We start from the raw sequence: 17,336 nt of genomic DNA, 5'->3' as shown, positions 1-17,336 counted from the left end.
GATTTACTTGACCATTACAAAAGTTACTGGTTTAATTCTTATGTTCAATCCACAGTCCTGGATGTTGGGACAGAAAATAAAGCCACCATTTAGGTTGGCTTTTTTGTGAGTAACATATTTGCAAGGAATATTTTTGTGAGTAACTTTGTGAGTAACACTAATAAAATAAAGCTTTTTTCATTGATAAAAAACCGCCCTATTCATCCACAATATCAGCAAAATTAGCACCTAAAACCTTAGCTAAATCGCTAGGATTCACACCGATATCTAACCCTCGTTTCCCACCACTGACATACATTTTTTCAAGCACTTCCGCACTTTCACAAATCACTGTTTTTAAACGTTTCTTTTGTCCAACAGGGCTAATTCCACCAACCAAATAGCCTGTTAAACGCTCAGCATCTTTTGGGTCTGCCATATGTAGTTTTTTCGTACCAAAAGCTGCTGCAACTTTTTTTAAGTTAAGTTGATGACTGACAGGCAATACTGCAACGAAATAATTTTTGTCATCGGTAACCATCAACGTTTTAAAAACTTCTTCAACATTTAAGCCTAATTTTTCTGCTGCTTCTAAACCAAAACTTTTTGCATTCGCATCATGCTCATATTCATGAATTGAAAATTCGATTTTATTTGATTTCAAAACTTTACATGCAGGTGTCATGACTTACATTCTATAAAAATAATGAGTAATTATATGCCATCTGAGATCAGAAGTTAAATTTGCTTAGGCTATTTCTTCAACAGTAAACACTATCGATTTATTTTCCATGAATATCAAGCAAACGAAGCACAAAATATGTGAAATATTCAGAACATAAGATACAATTCTACAACTTGAATAAAATCATAAAATTACCCTACAATTTCTACAAACACGACGATAGTCAATAGCACTCACTGCAAGGATGTCTAACATTGATTTAAGTTAAAATTACTTTACTCATCATGTAATATCTTGTTTTAATGGCTTTCATATCCAACTTATTTTTTACAATAACAATTTTGGTTTTATTATGACGCAAATTGCACCACAGGATAATAATCAAAGACCTTTAGCCCCGCAACATGCGAGTGCTTCCAATTATCTTGCCCGTTCCATTTCTTTTTTAACACGGCGTGGCGCACGATTGCTTACTGGGGCTCGTAGCCTGTGGATTGGCTGCCAACCCGAAGAATGTAAGCAACGTATTTATTATGCCAATCATAATAGTCATATTGACTTTATTTTACTGTGGTCATCCCTACCTACACCAATCCGTAGAAAAACCAAGCCTGTAGCAGCATCTGACTACTGGTTAAAAGATGCTATGCGCCGTTTTCTGATTCACAATACATTTAACGGTGTCACCATTCAACGCAATCGTGAAAATAATCAAGATCCATTACAACCGATTAAAGATGCCCTAGAACAAGGTTATTCGATTATTTTTTTTCCTGAAGGCACTCGCAATCTCAATGATGATGTGGAGTTGTTAAAATTTAAGAGCGGTTTATACAATTTACATCAAGCCTTTCCTGATGTTGAAATTGTTCCTGTATGGATTTCTAATTTAAGACGTGTGATGCCCAAAGGTGCTTTTGTACCGTTACCCTTATTATCTACAGTTTGTTTTGGCTGCCCTTTAGATCAGCATTTTGAAATGGATAAAGTTGAATTTTTAGCGTATGCTCAACAAGAACTACTAAAATTAAAAGAGGTTGAAAATCAATGACCTTGGATAATTTACAACAAACCTATTGGTTATTTGGCATTTTTGCTGCCATTTTAATTTTGCATCAAGTGTTGGTTTTATTCTAAAACAACGTGCAGGTACAAAACCCTCTTCTGTCATTGATAATTTAAATGCACGAATCAATGCTTGGTGGGTGATGCTGATCGTGATTGGTGCTGCCATTTTGCTTGGAAAAACAGCATTTATCATCCTTTTTGGTATTATTTCTTTATTTGCATTACGTGAATTTATTAGTTTATTACCCACTCGACGTGGTGATTATTTCCCATTGCTCATCGCTTTTTATTTTGTTATTCCCTATCAATATTATTTGATTTATACCGATTGGTACGGTTTGTATTCAATCTTTATTCCCCTTTATGTTTTTTTACTGATTCCGATTGCAAGCTTAAAACAGGAAGATACTACACACTTTTTAGAGCGTAGTTCAAAAATCCAATGGGGGCTGATGGTCAGCGTATTTTGTATTTCCCATGTACCTGCTTTGTTGAATCTAAAATTACCTGGTTTTCAAGGTGAGAAGATTTGGTTGGCGATTTGGCTCATCATGGTGGTGCAAGCATCTGATGTTTTACAATATGTATGTGGAAAATTATTTGGTAAACATAAAGTTGCCCCAGTGCTTTCTCCATCAAAAACAGTTGAGGGTCTTGTTGGTGGTATTGTACTCGCAACAGGTTTGGGTGTTCTCATGGCATGGCTAACGCCATTCAGCTATCTACAAGCTGCTTTTATTGGTTTAATTGTGTGTATTTTTGGTTTCTTTGGTGGTTTAGTCATGTCTGCGATCAAACGTGATCGTGGTGTTAAAGACTGGGGGCAATTGATTCATGGTCATGGCGGTATGTTAGATCGGATTGATTCTATCTGTTTTTCTGCACCTATTTTCTTTCATATTTTACGCTATTGGTGGAGTTAAGAAATGAGCTTTTGCAAAGCAATCGTTTCTAAATAAATCACATAAAAAAGGATGGATGAATTGAAATTTTCCATCCTTTTTTTCATAATAGATCAATAATTATTGCTCAGCCAACCAACTCATAAAGCGTTGACGTTCTGCTTTTGATGCTTTTTGCCAGATTTGAATCATCTGTTGATCTGCACCATTGATTGTATTTACATTGAGTGGTGCGGTGCTTGGTGCGGATGTAGTCGTTGTAACTGCTGTATTCGCTGTTGCTACAGGCTGTTGTGTATTTGCATAGACAGGTGCTGGCTGATTTTCAGATTTTTTTGATGTGGTTAAATCAAATACTCGACCAAAAACCCCACCTGATAACCACGGTTTTGCTTCATTATTTGCACCTGTTTGCTGCACAATCATTTGATTATTTTGATCATACAAAGCAATTGTTGGTTGTTCTGCATATTTTTTTGCTGCATCAAAATCTTTAGGTGCATCGACTAAGTTTAATTTATAAGTTTGACCATCTTGTAGATTGGGTGCAGTAATGGTCACTACACCTGATTTTAAAATATCATGCTCACTATTTAAATGTTCAAAATACTGCTGATAACGTACACTGATTGCCGTTTGACCTGCATCTACTCTATATTCATTTTTCTTAGTTCTAAAAATACCTGTATTTACTTCTTGATCATTTACAGCTAAAACCACAATTTCTTCAGGAGCGGTAATGGTGACTGCTGCAAATGTTGAAGCACTCATGATCAAACCCAGACCCATTACACTTGCTGCAAATTTAAAACGCATAGGTATTTCTCAAATATCAATAAACTTTAAAATTTAATGCACTATGCTATGTCCTCATGACATTTTTATGACAACAGTCAAATGTATGCATAAAATATAATTTCTATCACTTTAAAATGGGCTTTAGTTACTATTTTACTGCCTTCAATTGCTATTCATCCAATGTTCTCAAAAATACATAGAAAAATGATGCAAACAACTTTATAAAGATATACTTTGAAATTTTATTTTCAAAATATAAATAACCTAAAATAAATATACAGGAATGTCTACAATGAACTCACATAAGTTTTTGAATATAAAATCCCTCGCACATGTCTGCATTTTCAGTGCTTTAACCATATTGCCTCTCAGTATAACGACACAAACTATCGCAGCAACCAATTACACAACACAAGTTAGCTCAACCCAGCTCACCACGCTGACCTATAACATTACCAAGAATATGATGCCACGTAATTTAAGCGCATCAGAAAAAGTACTTTATCAACAGCTTTATACACTTGCCAATAATCAAAAATCACTTTATGACCCCTCTATTGTGTCTGCATCTCAACAATATGAAAGTATTCGCAGCAAAATTCGTCAACAATTTTCAACAGTCAAGCAATTAGCAACCAATACTTATGGTAGCGCATCTCAACAAAAAATATTATTAGCAACGAATGCATTTATTCTCATGTATTACGATGCGCTCAGTCGTAATAACCCACAATTTTTTTGGTCAAATTTAGGCATCTTCGTAGCGAATGATGTTCGCTCAATGTATTCATTAACCTTTTCTTTATCCAATGCATTAGATCCTCTTCGCCTCAGTAATGGGCAAAATTTAGTGATCGCAGGAATGAATATTCCAACACTACAATCAACAATAGCACAAGCAAATAATGAATTAATTCAAGGACAAGCCAATGTCATGGCTGATATTGGAGGATTGAGTGTCTTACACCAACATTACAAATCAGAACAATTAGCACAACAATTAAGTGGATATGGCACAAACCTTTCACAAGCATTTACACTACAAAAATTGGCAGATGATGAAGCCCTAAAATCGGGAACAAATTCTGCAAAATTCAAGAAACTCGCAACAGATGCAGCCATCCAATTTGGTATTCATGAACAAGAAAAAATATTACAACCTATGTGGGACAAAGCATTGATGCGTGATTTTGCAAAAATTAATGAATTTATGTTGTCATTAAGTCTAGAAAATACTGGGTTACGTGGTGATATTTTTATTGGTGTAAATAAATTTAAATTAATTTTCACACCCTATTTAATCATTCGTGCACCATTTAGTGCGACCAATCTTGCAAGTTTACAAGACCGTATCGCCATTGCACGCAATGGATTTATTATACTCAATGAATGGAAACAAAACATTTTCTATTCCCCTTGGATTCCAATCTATCAGGCACAAATTGGTAAAGGTGAAGGTCTATATCAACCTATAGGCGCACGCTAAATCTTGCCCCCTACATGCTTATTTTTCAACTGAGGGTAACATTCATGTTGCCCTCTATTCTGATAAATCTTTATTTTGCCTTTTATTGATATGTGTGTTTGCTGATTCATTAAATTTTTGAAAATTTTGTTGTCCACAATAACGGCATATTTTTCCTGCATGTCTACGCCACATTTCATAGATAATTCCAGGAATAATTGCAAAACATAGCAATAAAAGCGTGATAAAAAGACTTCCTCGATATGTCGGTACGCTATAGTGTCCGCAAGATAAACATTTTTCTTCATGAATATTTCTAATTTTTAAAATTTTCCAGATATTACCTCCCCATTGTAGGTGAAACAATTGTTATTCTTTAACCAAATACAGTAAGTTTAGCCATTTTAAAACAAAAAAAGAGCGCCTCAGCACTCTTTTATTTACAGTAATATTAGTTAAATGTTTTAAAACGTTCAGCATCATCCATAAATGGTTTTTCGCCCGCAGGTGCTTCAACTGAACCAAAAACTAATTGTGCACGAAGTTTCCAGTTGCTTGGAACGTTAAAAGTTTGAGCAACTTCTTCATCTACGATTGGGTTGTAATGCTGTAATGATGCACCTAAACCTGCTTCTGAAAGTGCAGTCCATGTTGCAAATTGTGCAATCCCTGTAGAGTGCTCTGACCAAATTGGGAAGTTATCCGCATAAAGTGCAAATTGTTCTTGAAGGCTTTTAACCACGTCTTGGTCTTCATAGAACAATACTGTGCCATAACCTGCGATAAAACTATTAATTTTTTGACTTGTACCTTCAAATGCTTCTGCTGGAACAAGTTTACGTAAAGTTTCTAATACGATTGTCCAAAATTTTACGTGTGAATCACCAAATAATGTCACTGCACGTGAAGTTTGCGAGTTAAATGCAGATGGGCTTAGTTTGATTGCTTGTTTGATCGTTTCTTCAATTTTGGCATTGTCTAAAGTGACATTTTTACCAATTGCATAGATTGAACGGCGTTGTTTGATTTGATCTAAAAATGACATTATCGTAATCCTCAGTCTTTGTTTGACCTTATGGTCGTGTTCTTAAGATGATCTCAGTGTATTGCATTCAAACCATATTCGTCAGTGGTATCTATATGACATTCTGTTGCAGAAATAGAACGATCTTATAAAATCACAATCACCTATCTAAAACCACAGTCAATAGATCCATGACGCTGACCGTCTGCTTGATCAGCGCAGTTATTATTACGTAGCTTTCACCTGAAATACCATAGAACACATGCTAAAAATAACCTTTCTTTACGCATTGATTATGCAAATCTTCAAATCATTTACCTAACATTTACAGAGATAAATTTATGAAAAAACTCGAAAAACCTCATGCTCGTCTTCATAAGTTTTTGCATCCGCAGGTGTCATGATCGAACCAAAAGTCATCTGCGCTTTGAGTTGCCAATGTGCAGGTAAGTCATACTGTTGCAAAACTTGCTCATTAATATTTGGATTGTAATGGTGCAAGGCTGCCCCCAAATCCAAACTCGCAAGTAAACTCCATACAGCAAACTGTACCATGCCTGAGCTTTGCTCTGACCAAACTTCAAAATCATCTGCTTGTAATGGTCTGAGTTTTTGCAGTTTTTGTAGAACATTCTGATCTTCAAAATATAAAATCGTACCGTATGCCGCAATACAATCATCTATTTTTAATGCCATGCCATCATAAACTTTTTCATGCATGTATTTTTTTTGAATTTCCTTAACCATTGTCCAAAATTGTTCATGTGAATTTTGTACCAAGATCACCACACGTGCACTTTGGCAATTAAATACTGAAGGACAACAATAGACCGCTTCTTTAATATAAGCGATTAGATCCTCTTGTGAATGAGTAACCTTTTTTCCTAAATGGTAAATGCTACGGCGCTTACGTAACTCTTCTAGAAACTGATATTCATCACTTTGATTTTCTTTGCGTTTAAAAAGTAAATCTTTGGATAAATCCGTTGTTAACACATGACCGATTTTAGACAAAATTGTCAATTTACATTCCCCTAAAAAATCAAAAACAAAGGCATAATTTTTTTATGTATTTTAACTTTATTCGGGTAATTTGTATATTTTACAATAGCATTAACGCTTATTTTTACAGCATAAAATCATTTAAAAACAAAAAACTCCGTCATAAACGGAGCTTTTGTTTGTTTATCCAGCAGACATGCCAAATGTATTATTTTTCAGTTTCAAACAATGCAGCCACAAATGATTTTGCCGAGAATGGACGCAAGTCATCGATCTTCTCACCAACACCAATAAAACGAATCGGAACATGTGTACGACTGGCAATATTGAACAATACACCACCTTTGGCTGTACCATCCAGTTTGGTAATAGTCAGACCCGTTAAACCCACTGCTTCATCAAACATTTCCACTTGATTAATGGCATTCTGTCCAGTTCCAGCATCAACAACTAGCATCACTTCATGTGGCGCAGTTGCATCAATCTTTTGCATCACACGTTTGACTTTAGTCAACTCAGTCATTAAGTTGCTTTTATTATGCAAACGCCCTGCGGTATCTGCGATTAACACATCAACACCTTTGGCACGTGCACTTTCAAAAGCATCAAAAATCACTGATGCACTGTCTGCACCATGCCCTTGTGCGACGACTTGAATATTATTGCGTTCACCCCAAATCTGTAACTGCTCTGTCGCTGCGGCACGGAAAGTATCACCCGCTGCCAACATGACTGTTTTACCCTCACCTTGTAAACGTTTAGCAAGTTTACCAATGGTGGTTGTTTTACCCACACCATTTACACCAACCACCAAAATTACAAATGGATTTTTATTTGGATCAATGTGTAGTGGCTTAACACGTGGTGCAAGCAAAGCCACCAATTCCTCTTGTAAAGCCTTATACAATGAATGTGAATAAATCAAATCACCACGTTCTGTACGCTCAGTCAAATTGGCAATAATGGTCTTGGTTGCTTCAACACCAATGTCTGAAACTAAAAGTTGCTCTTCAACTTCTTCAAGTAATTCATCATCGATTTCTTTGCCACCGATCAGAATATTGACCATGCCATCTGCAAGATTTTTACGGGTTTTGGTTAAACCCTCTTTCATACGGCTAAAGAAACCACCTTTGGCTTGTGGCTCTGACTGTTCTTCTTCTGTCACAGCCGTCTCTGTTGCGACAGGTGTTTCGACAACAGGTGTTTCTATAATTTTATTTTCAACGATAGGCACATCAACGGCGGGTAAACTTGGCAATGTGACATCATCATCACCAATTTCCGCATCAATCAAGAATTTATTTTGCTGTTCTTGCATGCCGATTCCTTGAAAAGCATCATGTTAAAAAAGAAAGAGTTTAGCACAGATTGTCCTATTGATAAGCGTTTAAGACACTTTAAAGTCACTCCATCACCTGTTTCTACAGATGTTTAAGCAAATCAACCAAAATGCAACATTTCAATATTGATTTAAAACGCATTTTTCTAAAGAATAGTTTTTATACTTCATACTTTTAGGATAAGTAGTGCCGAATATCAAAAAAATACTTCACCATATTTTTTCAACTACTTTATCTCGTTTAGCGCTTTTGAGTGGATTTTACTTTGTAACTTTCAGCAGTCCTTTGGCATTTTCTGAAACACAAAGTCAACTGGCACGTACCACCTTTGAAACGACTTTAAACAATGGTCTAAAAGTGATTATCCGAGAAGACCATCGTGCCCCGATTGTCATGACACAGATTTGGTATGCTGTGGGCAGCAGTGATGAATCGGGTAATGTGCTTGGTATGTCACATGTCTTAGAACACATGATGTTTAAAGGCACGCAGAAAGTACCTGATGATGAATTTACTCGTCTCAGTCGTATCTATGGTGGACGCATTAATGCCGCAACATTTACCAATTACACCAACTATTATCAGCTTTATCCTAAAAAATATTTTCCATTGGCATTAGAGCTTGAAGCAGATCGTATGCAAAACCTCGTCTTACGCCAACAAGATTTTGAACCCGAAATCAAGGTGGTGATGGAAGAACGCCGTCAACGTACTGATGACAATCCTCGTAATCTAGCCTATGAACGTTTTAAATGGATTGCCTACCCTACCAGTCATCATCGTCAGCCCGTGATTGGCTATATGAAAAATCTACAGAATATTCAACTGAATGATTTAAAAAAATGGTACAAAACGTGGTATACGCCTAACAATGCAACCTTGGTTATCGTTGGTGATGTCAACGCAGAACAAGCACTGAAACAAGTCGAAAAATATTTTGGGGGAATTGCTAAAAAAGCCACGCCTGATCGAAATGATGTGCTTGAGTTTGACCGCTTAGGCTATCGCCATATGGAACTGGCATTGCCTGTGCAAGTGCCAAATTTATTTATGGCATGGAATGTACGTTCGCTTGCAACTGCAAAGAATCCACAAGATGCCTATGCACTGACCATTATTCAGTCTTTACTTGATGGTGGCATTTCTGCCCGTCTACAAGATCGTTTAGTTCGGGATAAAAAAATATTAACTGCAATTAGTGTCAGTTACGACCCTTACAATCGTGGTGATAGTCTATTTGTCATTTCAGCACTACCCTCTGAAAATGTTTCGCTCACAGAAGCACAAGCTGCAATTGAAAAAGAAATGAACCTATTTAAAACTGAATTGGTTAATCAAACTGAGTTAGAACGTGTCAAAAATAACTTCGTGTCTAATTTGGTCTATAGTCAAGATGACATCATTGGACAGGCAAATATGATTGGAAATCTAGAAGTGAATGGCTTGAGCTTTCGCTTAATGGATGAATTACCGCAACATTTTGACAAAGTCACGCCACAAGATTTGCAACGTATTGCCAATGTTTATTTTGTTCGAGATAACCTAAGTACCCTGTACTTAAGTCCTGAATCAAACAACAAAAAATAGAAAAAAAATCAGGAGCTTTCAGTGCAAACATCTAAACTTATTGTATTACTTACGACCTTACTCTGTTCAAACCTGAGCCTTGCTGAGTTTAATAGTGATGAAACACAAAATATTGAAGAACTCCCTAATGATACACCATTAAAATCTTTGACCACTTTGCAGAGTCTAAAAAATTTAAGTCAACAAAAAAGCTATGAAGCACCATTCGTACAAGAACTTAATAATAGCCACAAAGTCCGTACTCTCTTTGTCTCTGCCCAAGACCTGCCCATTGTTGATATTCAACTCACCTTTAATGCAGGCTCAGCCCAAGATGAAAATATTGCTACAGGCATGAATGGGCTATCTAATATGGCAGCTCGACTGATGACTGAAGGTACAGAACAATATACTGCAAAACAAATCGCCAGTACTTTTGAGGGTTTAGGTGCAAAATTTAGTGTAAATGCTTACCGAGATATGTTTACAGTACGCATGCGTGTCTTGTCCGACCCGAAAAAGCTCAATCCCGCTGTTGATATGATGCTACATATTCTTAACCATGCGACATTTAACAACAGTGGACTGAGTTTGGTTTTAAACAATACCAAAATTGGACAAAAACAAATCCAAGAAAATCCTAGCCGCCTAATGGGTATTCGTTTCTATCGTGCGATCTATGGCAAACACCCATACGCAGAACCAAGTGTTGGGACGAATGGCAGTATTCAAAAAATTACCCCTGAATTATTGGTGCAATTTCGCAATAAGTTTTTAGTTGCACAAAATATGAATATTGCAATCACAGGCAATTTAACCACCGAACAAGCAACAAGTCTTGGAAATTTACTGAGTCAAAACTTAAAACAAGGTGAAAAAGCAGCTGAAATACCAGAGCCACTCGATCAATCTGATTTTAATATTCAGTTTATTCCTTACCAATCGACCCAAGCCAATATCATGATGGGGCATCTCGGTATTACTCGTGAAAACCCTGATCGCATTGCACTCGAAGTTGCCAATCAAATGTTTGGCGGAGGCGGATTTAATTCTATTTTAATGAAAGAATTACGTGTGAAACGAGGCTATACCTACGGTGCATATAGCACACTATCCTCAACCCAAGCACGTGGGCTCTTTAGTCTAAGTTATGGGACACAACAAGAGCAAATGATGGAAAGTATTCGTGTTGCACATCAAGCACTCATTGATTTTGTCAGTCAACCCATTCAACGTAAACAACTCGAAGAAACCAAAGAAGGAATGCTACGTTCATTTCCAATGACTTTTAGTAGCAATGCCAATATTAATGCACAATTAGCATCTATTGGTTTTTACCATTTACCTGCTGATTACCTATCACAGTATCAGCAACAACTCAGTAAAATTACAGCCAAACAAGTACAAGCTGCCCTAGAAAAGCATATTCGTGCAGATCGCTTAACGCTTGTCATTGTTGCCAATGAACTTGATCAAACAGCTTTAAAGAAAATGCTCAATGCAAATTTAGGCATTTATACACCTGAAAAAAATACAGAGACATTAACACCCAAAAAAGCAAATGCTACATCACCATAAAACATCAACCAATAAACAAATCGGTAATAAAATTTGATTTAAAGCCTCATTCATCCTCAATTGCCATCGCAGGATATTCTTTTACATGCCCTCTTTCATAGGCATAAGCACGCATGAGCCTAAAATATTCATGGGTGGCTATTTGTGGCTGTAAATGTAAATGCTGAGCCAATGCTTGCGTATGTGGATAACTTTCCTGTAAAGAGAGTTTGGCTACTTGTTGATATTTTTCAACATTAATCGGGCGAAATAAAGCATAGGTTGAAACAAGTAAAATAAAGACCACAACGGCTATGATCGCCATTTTCAAAAAATACTCTAAGCTAATGTGCGATTTAAAATGTAAAAATTGATCTTTTGATATGAGCATGTACTACCTCGAATATCTAGGTAGTTTAATCGTGAGACAATTAAAAATACAGTGTTTCAAGTCAATACACACAAATTTAAGGGCTATTAAACAAAGTACAGTCTAATAACCCTAATTTCAAACGCTCATTCAAACATGATACTTAAATGATTCATTTATTCACTCTGATTTAATTTAAAACAGAGCGAATCACTGCAAAATACAAAATAAGTGCAATAATTGCCAAAACTAAAAATACAGCAAAAACGCTGACACCACCCTCTGCATGTGCAGGATGCAAGTCATCATCATCTGCTAAACGATGTAATTCACCATTGTAGACTCGGTAAAATCCTAATTTTTGCAAAGGTGCGAGATTTTGTGTATAATCATGCACACGCTTCCTTTGTGCTAAACAAAACTCACCTAAGTGAATTTCTTGGTGAAACATTGCTTCGTCCAATTGTTTGCGGTGATACTGAGCAAGTGCAACAACTTGAGACTCAGTTGGAGGAACATCAAAATTAAAACCATCTATGATATTTTTCATATTTGTTCTCCTTTTTAGTCGTCTTCCTCATATAGATTTTAATAAAAATTATTTCTGATTATTGTTTAATCATGTAATCATAAATCATTCAATCTAGCGTCTCAAAATAGTTGACAAGTTAAGTAAATTGTAATATTAGTTTAATATAGATAGATTAGATTAGTACTGTAAGTAAAAAGACCTCATGGGAGGTCTGCAAATGATCATAATTACAATAAGGAGTTATATATGATTCATCAAATCTCTCAACATGACTTAGAACATGTGTATGCAAGTGCGGTAAATACGATTCATTCAGAAATGAACTTTGTAGATGCGGTAAAACAGTTAGAAGATGCAGCAAAAGCAGGTCATGGTAAAGCAGCAATGTTCTTAGCAGAACTTTATTTCCAAGGTTTTCGTGTAGAACGTGATTCACTTAAAGCGCAATACTGGCAAAAATTAGCCACTATGCAAGCATAATAAAACGTCACTTAGGTGGCGTTTTTTAATAGCATGCTTTTATATTCATATTTGTTTACGAATTAACAGCAAGCTTACATTAAAAAAATAGTCGAATCGCTTACAATAGCGTTGTATCAGATTCGATTGTTTATCATGAAAAAATACATTCTTCTTCAACCAATTTCTAAAGAACTGACGATCAAACTCTCTATTCTTAAATCGCTCATGTATTGCGGGGTTTTATGGGGCTTATATCATCAAGGTTGGGCAATGAAGACCGACAAAAACGATGTATTCTTTCCATTTTGGCTAAACTCGTTGCAAGCATATCAATATGCGAGTTTACATTGGCCACAATACACACCTAAGAAAATTACACCAAAAGATTTTCAAGATGCCTTACTTCCGACCCTCACTCGTCTGAATGTAAAACCTGCTTTATTTAATTCTTCAGGTCGTAAATTCAAACTTTCTACTACACAAATGCATCATTTTTTCTTCGATAATTCAATGCAATTTCACGCAATATAAGCTGAAATTGCATTGCCATTTTTCTTTCCACACTTCGCTTATATAAACTGTTTAACCTTTTATCTGAAAATTGAGCTGTTTTTGACGAAAGATTAAACAAATCATTGTTTTTTTTCTGCGATTGTCATACGAAAGTATTTGCATTCTTTTAAAATAAAGCTAAGTTAAAAGAGTGCAATAAAAACGAAAAGGAAAATAATGATGACTACAGTTGCTCAAGTAATTCACAATAAAATCGGTCAAGAAATCTTTACGATTTCTCCTGAACATACTGTTCTACAAGCCATTACAATCATGGCAAATAAAGGCATTGGTGCACTCGTGGTTACCCAAGACAACAAAGTTGTGGGAATCTTATCTGAACGTGACTATACCCGTAAAATCGCACTCATGCAGCGTACTTCTGACCACACCACTGTAGCAGAAATCATGACACCAAAAGTCATTTCTGTGACGCCAAACCATACCGTTGAGCAATGTTTAAGTTTAATGACGGATGGTCATTTACGCCATTTACCTGTACTTGAGGAAGGTGTTTTAGTTGGTTTTATTTCGATTGGAGATCTTGTCAAAGCCACAATGGAAGACCAACGCAAGCTAATTGAACAGTTAAAACAGTATATTTCTGGTTAGGCTGATAGATTTACATTTTCACAACAAGATTGAAGTAAATATAAAAAACCTAGCCAAAGCTAGGTTTTTTATCAACTTAGTTTTAAATTAGTTTAAACCTAATTTTTCAGCAACAAAGTCGGCATCTTTATCGCCACGACCTGAAAGATTTACCACAATTTTCACATCTTTTGGCATTTTTGCAGCTTCACGGATCGCCCAAGCAACTGCATGTGAACTTTCTAAAGCAGGTACAATACCCTCAACACGTGACAAAGTCATAAATGCATCTAAACATTCTTGATCTGTCGCAGTTGAATATTCCACGCGCCCTAAATCTTTTAAGAAACTGTGTTGTGGGCCAACACCCGGATAATCCAAACCTGAAGCGATTGAATGCACAGGTAAAGGCTCACCCTGTTCATCTTCCAATACATAACATGCCATACCATGCAACTGACTTGGTTTTCCTAAGGTTAGTGTCGCCGAATGTTGATCCGTATCTAAACCATGACCTGCCGGCTCAACACCAACGAGTTTAACATTTTCTTCATTTAAAAATGCTGTAAATGCACCCATGGCATTTGAACCACCACCCACACATGCCACGATATAGTCAGGGTTTGCACCAAAACGTGCATGGGTTTGATGTTTGATCTCATCCCCAATGATGGCTTGAAAGTCTCGCACCATTTTCGGAAATGGATGTGGACCAACCACTGAACCAATTGCATAAATAAAGCTTTGCGGGTCTTTGAGATATTCTTCAAAAGCACTATCCACCGCATCTTTCAATGTTGCTGTGCCACGAGTCACTGAAATTAAGTTTGCACCTAAAATTTTCATTTTGACCACATTTGGATGTTCTTTTTCAATATCCACTTGCCCCATATGAATCTCACATGGAATACCAACCAAAGCACATGCTGTTGCCAAAGCAACACCATGTTGCCCTGCACCTGTTTCCGCAATCACTTTAGTTTTACCCATATATTTAGCAAGCAAAGCTTCGCCCAAACAATGGTTAATTTTGTGTGCGCCAGTATGGTTTAGATCTTCACGCTTCAAATAAATCTGTGCGCCACCGATTTGATCAGATAAGCGTTTTGCATGAAATAGTGGACTTGGACGACCTACATAATTGGCAAATAAATCAGCGAGTTCATTTTGAAATTCAGCCGTATGGCGAATTTCCTCATATGCAACATTGATTTCATCCATCGCTTGTTTTAAATGAGGTGGAATAAATTGACCACCGTATTCACCAAAAAAACCTTCTTCATTTGGTAAAGCAATGCCATTAATTTGATGTGTCATTTCATTCCTCGGATCATCAACATATTTCAATTTAATCTGAAATTATAAATATTTTTCAAGGCTAACGAGATAGATATTTAGTCAAATCCTCGATACCTTTTAAGGTCATCGGATACATGTGATCATCAAAGATTTGCTTAATCCAACCAATTGTTTGTGTATAGTGCCAATAATTTTCTTGTTCTGGATTAAGCCACGCTGTTTTTTCAAAATGATTGCGTAAACGGCGTAACCACACATCACCAGCTTCATCATTCATATATTCCACTGAGCCACCGACAGACTTTAACTCATACGGTGCCATACTCGCATCACCAACGACAATCACACGGTAATCCTTACCATAGGTATTCAATAAATCCCATGTATTCATTTTGGTTGATGAACGGCGAAAATTATCTTTCCATACATAATCATACAAGCAGTTATGGAAATAAAAATATTCGAGTGTTTTAAATTCAGTTTTAGCAGCACTAAATAATTTTTCACACTGTGCGATATGAGAATCCATTGACCCACCAACATCAAACAACATTAAAACTTTAATGCGATTACGACGTTCAGGCACCATTTGTACATCCAATATGCCCTGCTTTGCCGTTTCATAAATAGTACTGTTAATATCTAACTCTTCAGCAGCACCTTGACGGGCGAATTTACGCAAACGACGTAAAGCCATTTGCATTTGTCGAGTACCTAAAATCTGTTCATCATCAAGATTTTGATATTTACGCTGTTCCCAAACTTTGACTGCTGAATTTTTACGACTTGGACCACCGATCCGCACACCTTCTGGATGATCACCAAATGCACCAAAAGGTGAAGTCCCTCCCGTCCCGACCATGCGGTTTCCACCCTGATGTTTTTTATGTTGTTCACGTAAACGCTCTTCCAACATTTTCATCAATTCTTCAAGCGAACCCGCTTTCATCAATTCAGCACGTTGCTCAGGTGTTAAATGCTTTTCGAGTAGCTCTAAATCAAACCAATCTTTTGGTAAGTTTTGAACTTTATTGAGTAGATCATCAATATCAAAGGTCTGAATTCCCTCAAAATAATCTTTCATCGCACGATCAAATTTATCAAAGAATCTTTCATCTTTGACCATAACCGTTTTAACGAGTTGATAAAAATCATCTTGACTAGCAAATACCAGACCTGCTGCAACTGCTTGATTTAAATCAATCAATTCACGAGTTGAAACAGGTATACCATATTTTCTCAGGGTATAAAATAATCGCACAAACATCTGGCGATCCCCCTATTAACGACGTGACATAAAGGCTAAACGTTCAAGCAATTGCACATCTTGTTCGTTTTTAATTAAGGCACCATATAAAGGTGGAATCGCTTTTGACTTATCATGATTGCGTAAAATATCTTCAGGCATATCATCTGCCATAAGCAAACTCAACCAATCAATCAATTCAGAGGTTGAAGGTGGTTTTTTTAAGCCAGGTACTTGACGTAATTTAAAGAATACTTGTAAAGCTTCAGAGACCAAAGTCGATGAAATTTTTGGGAAATGTACCGCAATAATTTCACGCATGGTTGCTTCATCAGGAAACTCAATATAATGAAAGAAACAGCGGCGCAAAAATGCATCTGGCAATTCTTTTTCATTATTTGAAGTAATGATTACAATCGGGCGTTGAGTTGCTGTAATTGTTTCACCTGTTTCATAAACAAAGAATGACATTTTATCAAGTTCATGCAACAAATCATTTGGAAATTCAATATCAGCTTTATCAATTTCATCAATCAATAAAACACAGCGTTCTTCACTGGTAAATGCTTCCCACAATTTACCTGGTTTAATATAGTTTTTAATATCATAAACACGATCATCACCGAGCTGACTATCACGTAAACGCGATACAGCATCATATTCATACAAACCTTGCTGTGCTTTGGTTGTTGATTTGATATGCCAAGTGATTAATTTTAAACCTAAACTTTCAGCAACTTGCTCAGCCAACAAGGTTTTTCCTGTACCAGGCTCACCTTTAACCAAAAGCGGCTTTTGCAATGCTCGTGCTGCTTTTACTGCAAGTTTCAAACTATCAGTCGCAATATATTGCGCTGTCCCTGTAAATTGTTGCACTTCCACAGACATAATTAAC

The 17,336-nt window shown here is 36.4% G+C and carries 18 protein-coding genes and 1 pseudogene; 8 read left to right on the top strand and 11 right to left on the bottom strand.

Features of this window, described 5'->3' with window-relative positions:
* Positions 1-196 precede the first annotated feature (196 nt).
* The gene (gene ybaK, locus AVJ19_RS10700) at positions 197-664 is read right to left on the bottom strand and encodes a Cys-tRNA(Pro) deacylase (RefSeq protein ID WP_111859697.1); all 468 of its coding nucleotides are present in this window, start codon (positions 662-664) and stop codon (positions 197-199) included.
* 352 nt (positions 665-1,016) lie between these two features.
* Here ybaK and AVJ19_RS10695 point away from each other — a divergent pair, with 352 nt between their 5' ends.
* Both AVJ19_RS10695 and AVJ19_RS10690 read left to right on the top strand, forming a co-directional pair.
* Entirely contained in the window at positions 1,017-1,715 is a 699-nt protein-coding gene (locus AVJ19_RS10695; RefSeq protein ID WP_111859696.1) for a lysophospholipid acyltransferase family protein, read from the top strand.
* Positions 1,712-2,655: pseudogene (locus AVJ19_RS10690) on the top strand (phosphatidate cytidylyltransferase). Before AVJ19_RS10695 ends, AVJ19_RS10690 begins: the two are co-directional and overlap by 4 nt.
* A 99-nt stretch (positions 2,656-2,754) precedes the next feature.
* Here the strand turns inward: AVJ19_RS10690 and AVJ19_RS10685 are convergent.
* Complete coding sequence (locus AVJ19_RS10685) at positions 2,755-3,450, bottom strand: DUF2057 family protein (protein ID WP_111859695.1); 696 nt, start codon at positions 3,448-3,450, stop codon at positions 2,755-2,757.
* 274 nt (positions 3,451-3,724) lie between these two features.
* On the opposite strand from AVJ19_RS10685, the gene AVJ19_RS10680 reads away from it, so the two are divergent.
* A complete protein-coding gene (locus AVJ19_RS10680; RefSeq protein WP_228203348.1) occupies positions 3,725-4,918 on the top strand; it encodes a hypothetical protein in 1,194 nt (397 codons plus the stop codon).
* Between the two features lie 54 nt (positions 4,919-4,972).
* On the opposite strand, the gene AVJ19_RS10675 is transcribed toward AVJ19_RS10680, so the two are convergent.
* The 4 genes from AVJ19_RS10675 to ftsY all read right to left on the bottom strand — a co-directional run bounded on the left by AVJ19_RS10675 (position 4,973) and on the right by ftsY (position 8,244).
* On the bottom strand, positions 4,973-5,263 hold the full coding sequence (locus AVJ19_RS10675; protein ID WP_162626585.1) for a hypothetical protein: 291 nt from the start codon (positions 5,261-5,263) through the stop codon (positions 4,973-4,975).
* An 85-nt stretch (positions 5,264-5,348) separates the two neighbouring features.
* A complete protein-coding gene (locus tag AVJ19_RS10670; protein WP_111859693.1) occupies positions 5,349-5,945 on the bottom strand; it encodes a nitroreductase family protein in 597 nt (198 codons plus the stop codon).
* Positions 5,946-6,260: 315 nt separating this feature from the next.
* Positions 6,261-6,944: a nitroreductase family protein gene (locus AVJ19_RS10665; protein ID WP_111859692.1), complete on the bottom strand. Its 684-nt coding sequence runs from the start codon at positions 6,942-6,944 to the stop codon at positions 6,261-6,263.
* A 187-nt stretch (positions 6,945-7,131) separates the two neighbouring features.
* Positions 7,132-8,244 carry a signal recognition particle-docking protein FtsY gene (gene ftsY, locus AVJ19_RS10660; RefSeq protein WP_111859691.1) on the bottom strand — a complete coding sequence of 371 codons (1,113 nt, stop codon included), beginning with the start codon at positions 8,242-8,244 and terminating at the stop codon, positions 7,132-7,134.
* 271 nt (positions 8,245-8,515) lie between these two features.
* Between ftsY and AVJ19_RS10655 the strand changes: the two genes are divergently transcribed.
* Both AVJ19_RS10655 and AVJ19_RS10650 read left to right on the top strand, forming a co-directional pair.
* Entirely contained in the window at positions 8,516-9,853 is a 1,338-nt protein-coding gene (locus tag AVJ19_RS10655) for a M16 family metallopeptidase (protein WP_228203350.1), read from the top strand.
* A gap of 21 nt (positions 9,854-9,874) precedes the next feature.
* On the top strand, positions 9,875-11,410 hold the full coding sequence (locus tag AVJ19_RS10650; protein ID WP_111859690.1) for a M16 family metallopeptidase: 1,536 nt from the start codon (positions 9,875-9,877) through the stop codon (positions 11,408-11,410).
* 46 nt (positions 11,411-11,456) lie between these two features.
* Here AVJ19_RS10650 and AVJ19_RS10645 read toward each other — a convergent pair whose 3' ends face one another.
* Both AVJ19_RS10645 and AVJ19_RS10640 read right to left on the bottom strand, forming a co-directional pair.
* Positions 11,457-11,714: a hypothetical protein gene (locus AVJ19_RS10645; protein ID WP_162626584.1), complete on the bottom strand. Its 258-nt coding sequence runs from the start codon at positions 11,712-11,714 to the stop codon at positions 11,457-11,459.
* Positions 11,715-11,949: 235 nt separating this feature from the next.
* Complete coding sequence (locus AVJ19_RS10640) at positions 11,950-12,309, bottom strand: hypothetical protein (RefSeq protein WP_111859688.1); 360 nt, start codon at positions 12,307-12,309, stop codon at positions 11,950-11,952.
* A gap of 228 nt (positions 12,310-12,537) precedes the next feature.
* On the opposite strand from AVJ19_RS10640, the gene AVJ19_RS10635 reads away from it, so the two are divergent.
* The 3 genes from AVJ19_RS10635 to AVJ19_RS10625 all read left to right on the top strand — a co-directional run bounded on the left by AVJ19_RS10635 (position 12,538) and on the right by AVJ19_RS10625 (position 13,917).
* Entirely contained in the window at positions 12,538-12,771 is a 234-nt protein-coding gene (locus AVJ19_RS10635) for a hypothetical protein (RefSeq protein WP_111859687.1), read from the top strand.
* Positions 12,772-12,906: 135 nt separating this feature from the next.
* Positions 12,907-13,284: a DUF2750 domain-containing protein gene (locus tag AVJ19_RS10630; RefSeq protein WP_111859686.1), complete on the top strand. Its 378-nt coding sequence runs from the start codon at positions 12,907-12,909 to the stop codon at positions 13,282-13,284.
* A 201-nt stretch (positions 13,285-13,485) separates the two neighbouring features.
* Positions 13,486-13,917, top strand: coding sequence for a CBS domain-containing protein (locus tag AVJ19_RS10625; RefSeq protein WP_111859685.1), 432 nt, complete (start codon positions 13,486-13,488; stop codon positions 13,915-13,917).
* A gap of 87 nt (positions 13,918-14,004) precedes the next feature.
* Here the strand turns inward: AVJ19_RS10625 and trpB are convergent, their stop codons facing one another.
* From trpB to AVJ19_RS10610, 3 genes are all read right to left on the bottom strand, one after another.
* Positions 14,005-15,213 (bottom strand): tryptophan synthase subunit beta, encoded by a 1,209-nt coding sequence (gene trpB / locus AVJ19_RS10620; RefSeq protein WP_111859684.1) that lies wholly within the window; start codon positions 15,211-15,213, stop codon positions 14,005-14,007.
* Between the two features lie 61 nt (positions 15,214-15,274).
* On the bottom strand, positions 15,275-16,462 hold the full coding sequence (locus AVJ19_RS10615; RefSeq protein ID WP_111859683.1) for a vWA domain-containing protein: 1,188 nt from the start codon (positions 16,460-16,462) through the stop codon (positions 15,275-15,277).
* 15 nt (positions 16,463-16,477) lie between these two features.
* On the bottom strand, positions 16,478-17,329 hold the full coding sequence (locus AVJ19_RS10610) for an AAA family ATPase (RefSeq protein WP_111859682.1): 852 nt from the start codon (positions 17,327-17,329) through the stop codon (positions 16,478-16,480).
* Positions 17,330-17,336 lie beyond the last annotated feature (7 nt).

It is taken from the genome of Acinetobacter sp. CFCC 10889 (assembly GCF_003268395.1).
Lineage (GTDB): Bacteria > Pseudomonadota > Gammaproteobacteria > Pseudomonadales > Moraxellaceae > Acinetobacter.
This window is presented reverse-complemented; position numbering and strand designations above follow the sequence as displayed.

Coding starts and splice junctions, on each gene's coding strand:
- ybaK (WP_111859697.1), bottom strand. CDS start 664: ATGACACCTGCATGTAAAGTTTTGAAATCAAATAAAATCGAATTTTCA.
- AVJ19_RS10695 (WP_111859696.1), top strand. CDS start 1,017: ATGACGCAAATTGCACCACAGGATAATAATCAAAGACCTTTAGCCCCG.
- AVJ19_RS10685 (WP_111859695.1), bottom strand. CDS start 3,450: ATGCGTTTTAAATTTGCAGCAAGTGTAATGGGTCTGGGTTTGATCATG.
- AVJ19_RS10680 (WP_228203348.1), top strand. CDS start 3,725: ATGAACTCACATAAGTTTTTGAATATAAAATCCCTCGCACATGTCTGC.
- ftsY (WP_111859691.1), bottom strand. CDS start 8,244: ATGCAAGAACAGCAAAATAAATTCTTGATTGATGCGGAAATTGGTGAT.
- AVJ19_RS10645 (WP_162626584.1), bottom strand. CDS start 11,714: ATGGCGATCATAGCCGTTGTGGTCTTTATTTTACTTGTTTCAACCTAT.
- AVJ19_RS10640 (WP_111859688.1), bottom strand. CDS start 12,309: ATGAAAAATATCATAGATGGTTTTAATTTTGATGTTCCTCCAACTGAG.
- AVJ19_RS10635 (WP_111859687.1), top strand. CDS start 12,538: ATGATTCATCAAATCTCTCAACATGACTTAGAACATGTGTATGCAAGT.
- AVJ19_RS10630 (WP_111859686.1), top strand. CDS start 12,907: ATGAAAAAATACATTCTTCTTCAACCAATTTCTAAAGAACTGACGATC.
- AVJ19_RS10625 (WP_111859685.1), top strand. CDS start 13,486: ATGACTACAGTTGCTCAAGTAATTCACAATAAAATCGGTCAAGAAATC.
- trpB (WP_111859684.1), bottom strand. CDS start 15,213: ATGACACATCAAATTAATGGCATTGCTTTACCAAATGAAGAAGGTTTT.
- AVJ19_RS10615 (WP_111859683.1), bottom strand. CDS start 16,462: ATGTTTGTGCGATTATTTTATACCCTGAGAAAATATGGTATACCTGTT.
- AVJ19_RS10610 (WP_111859682.1), bottom strand. CDS start 17,329: ATGTCTGTGGAAGTGCAACAATTTACAGGGACAGCGCAATATATTGCG.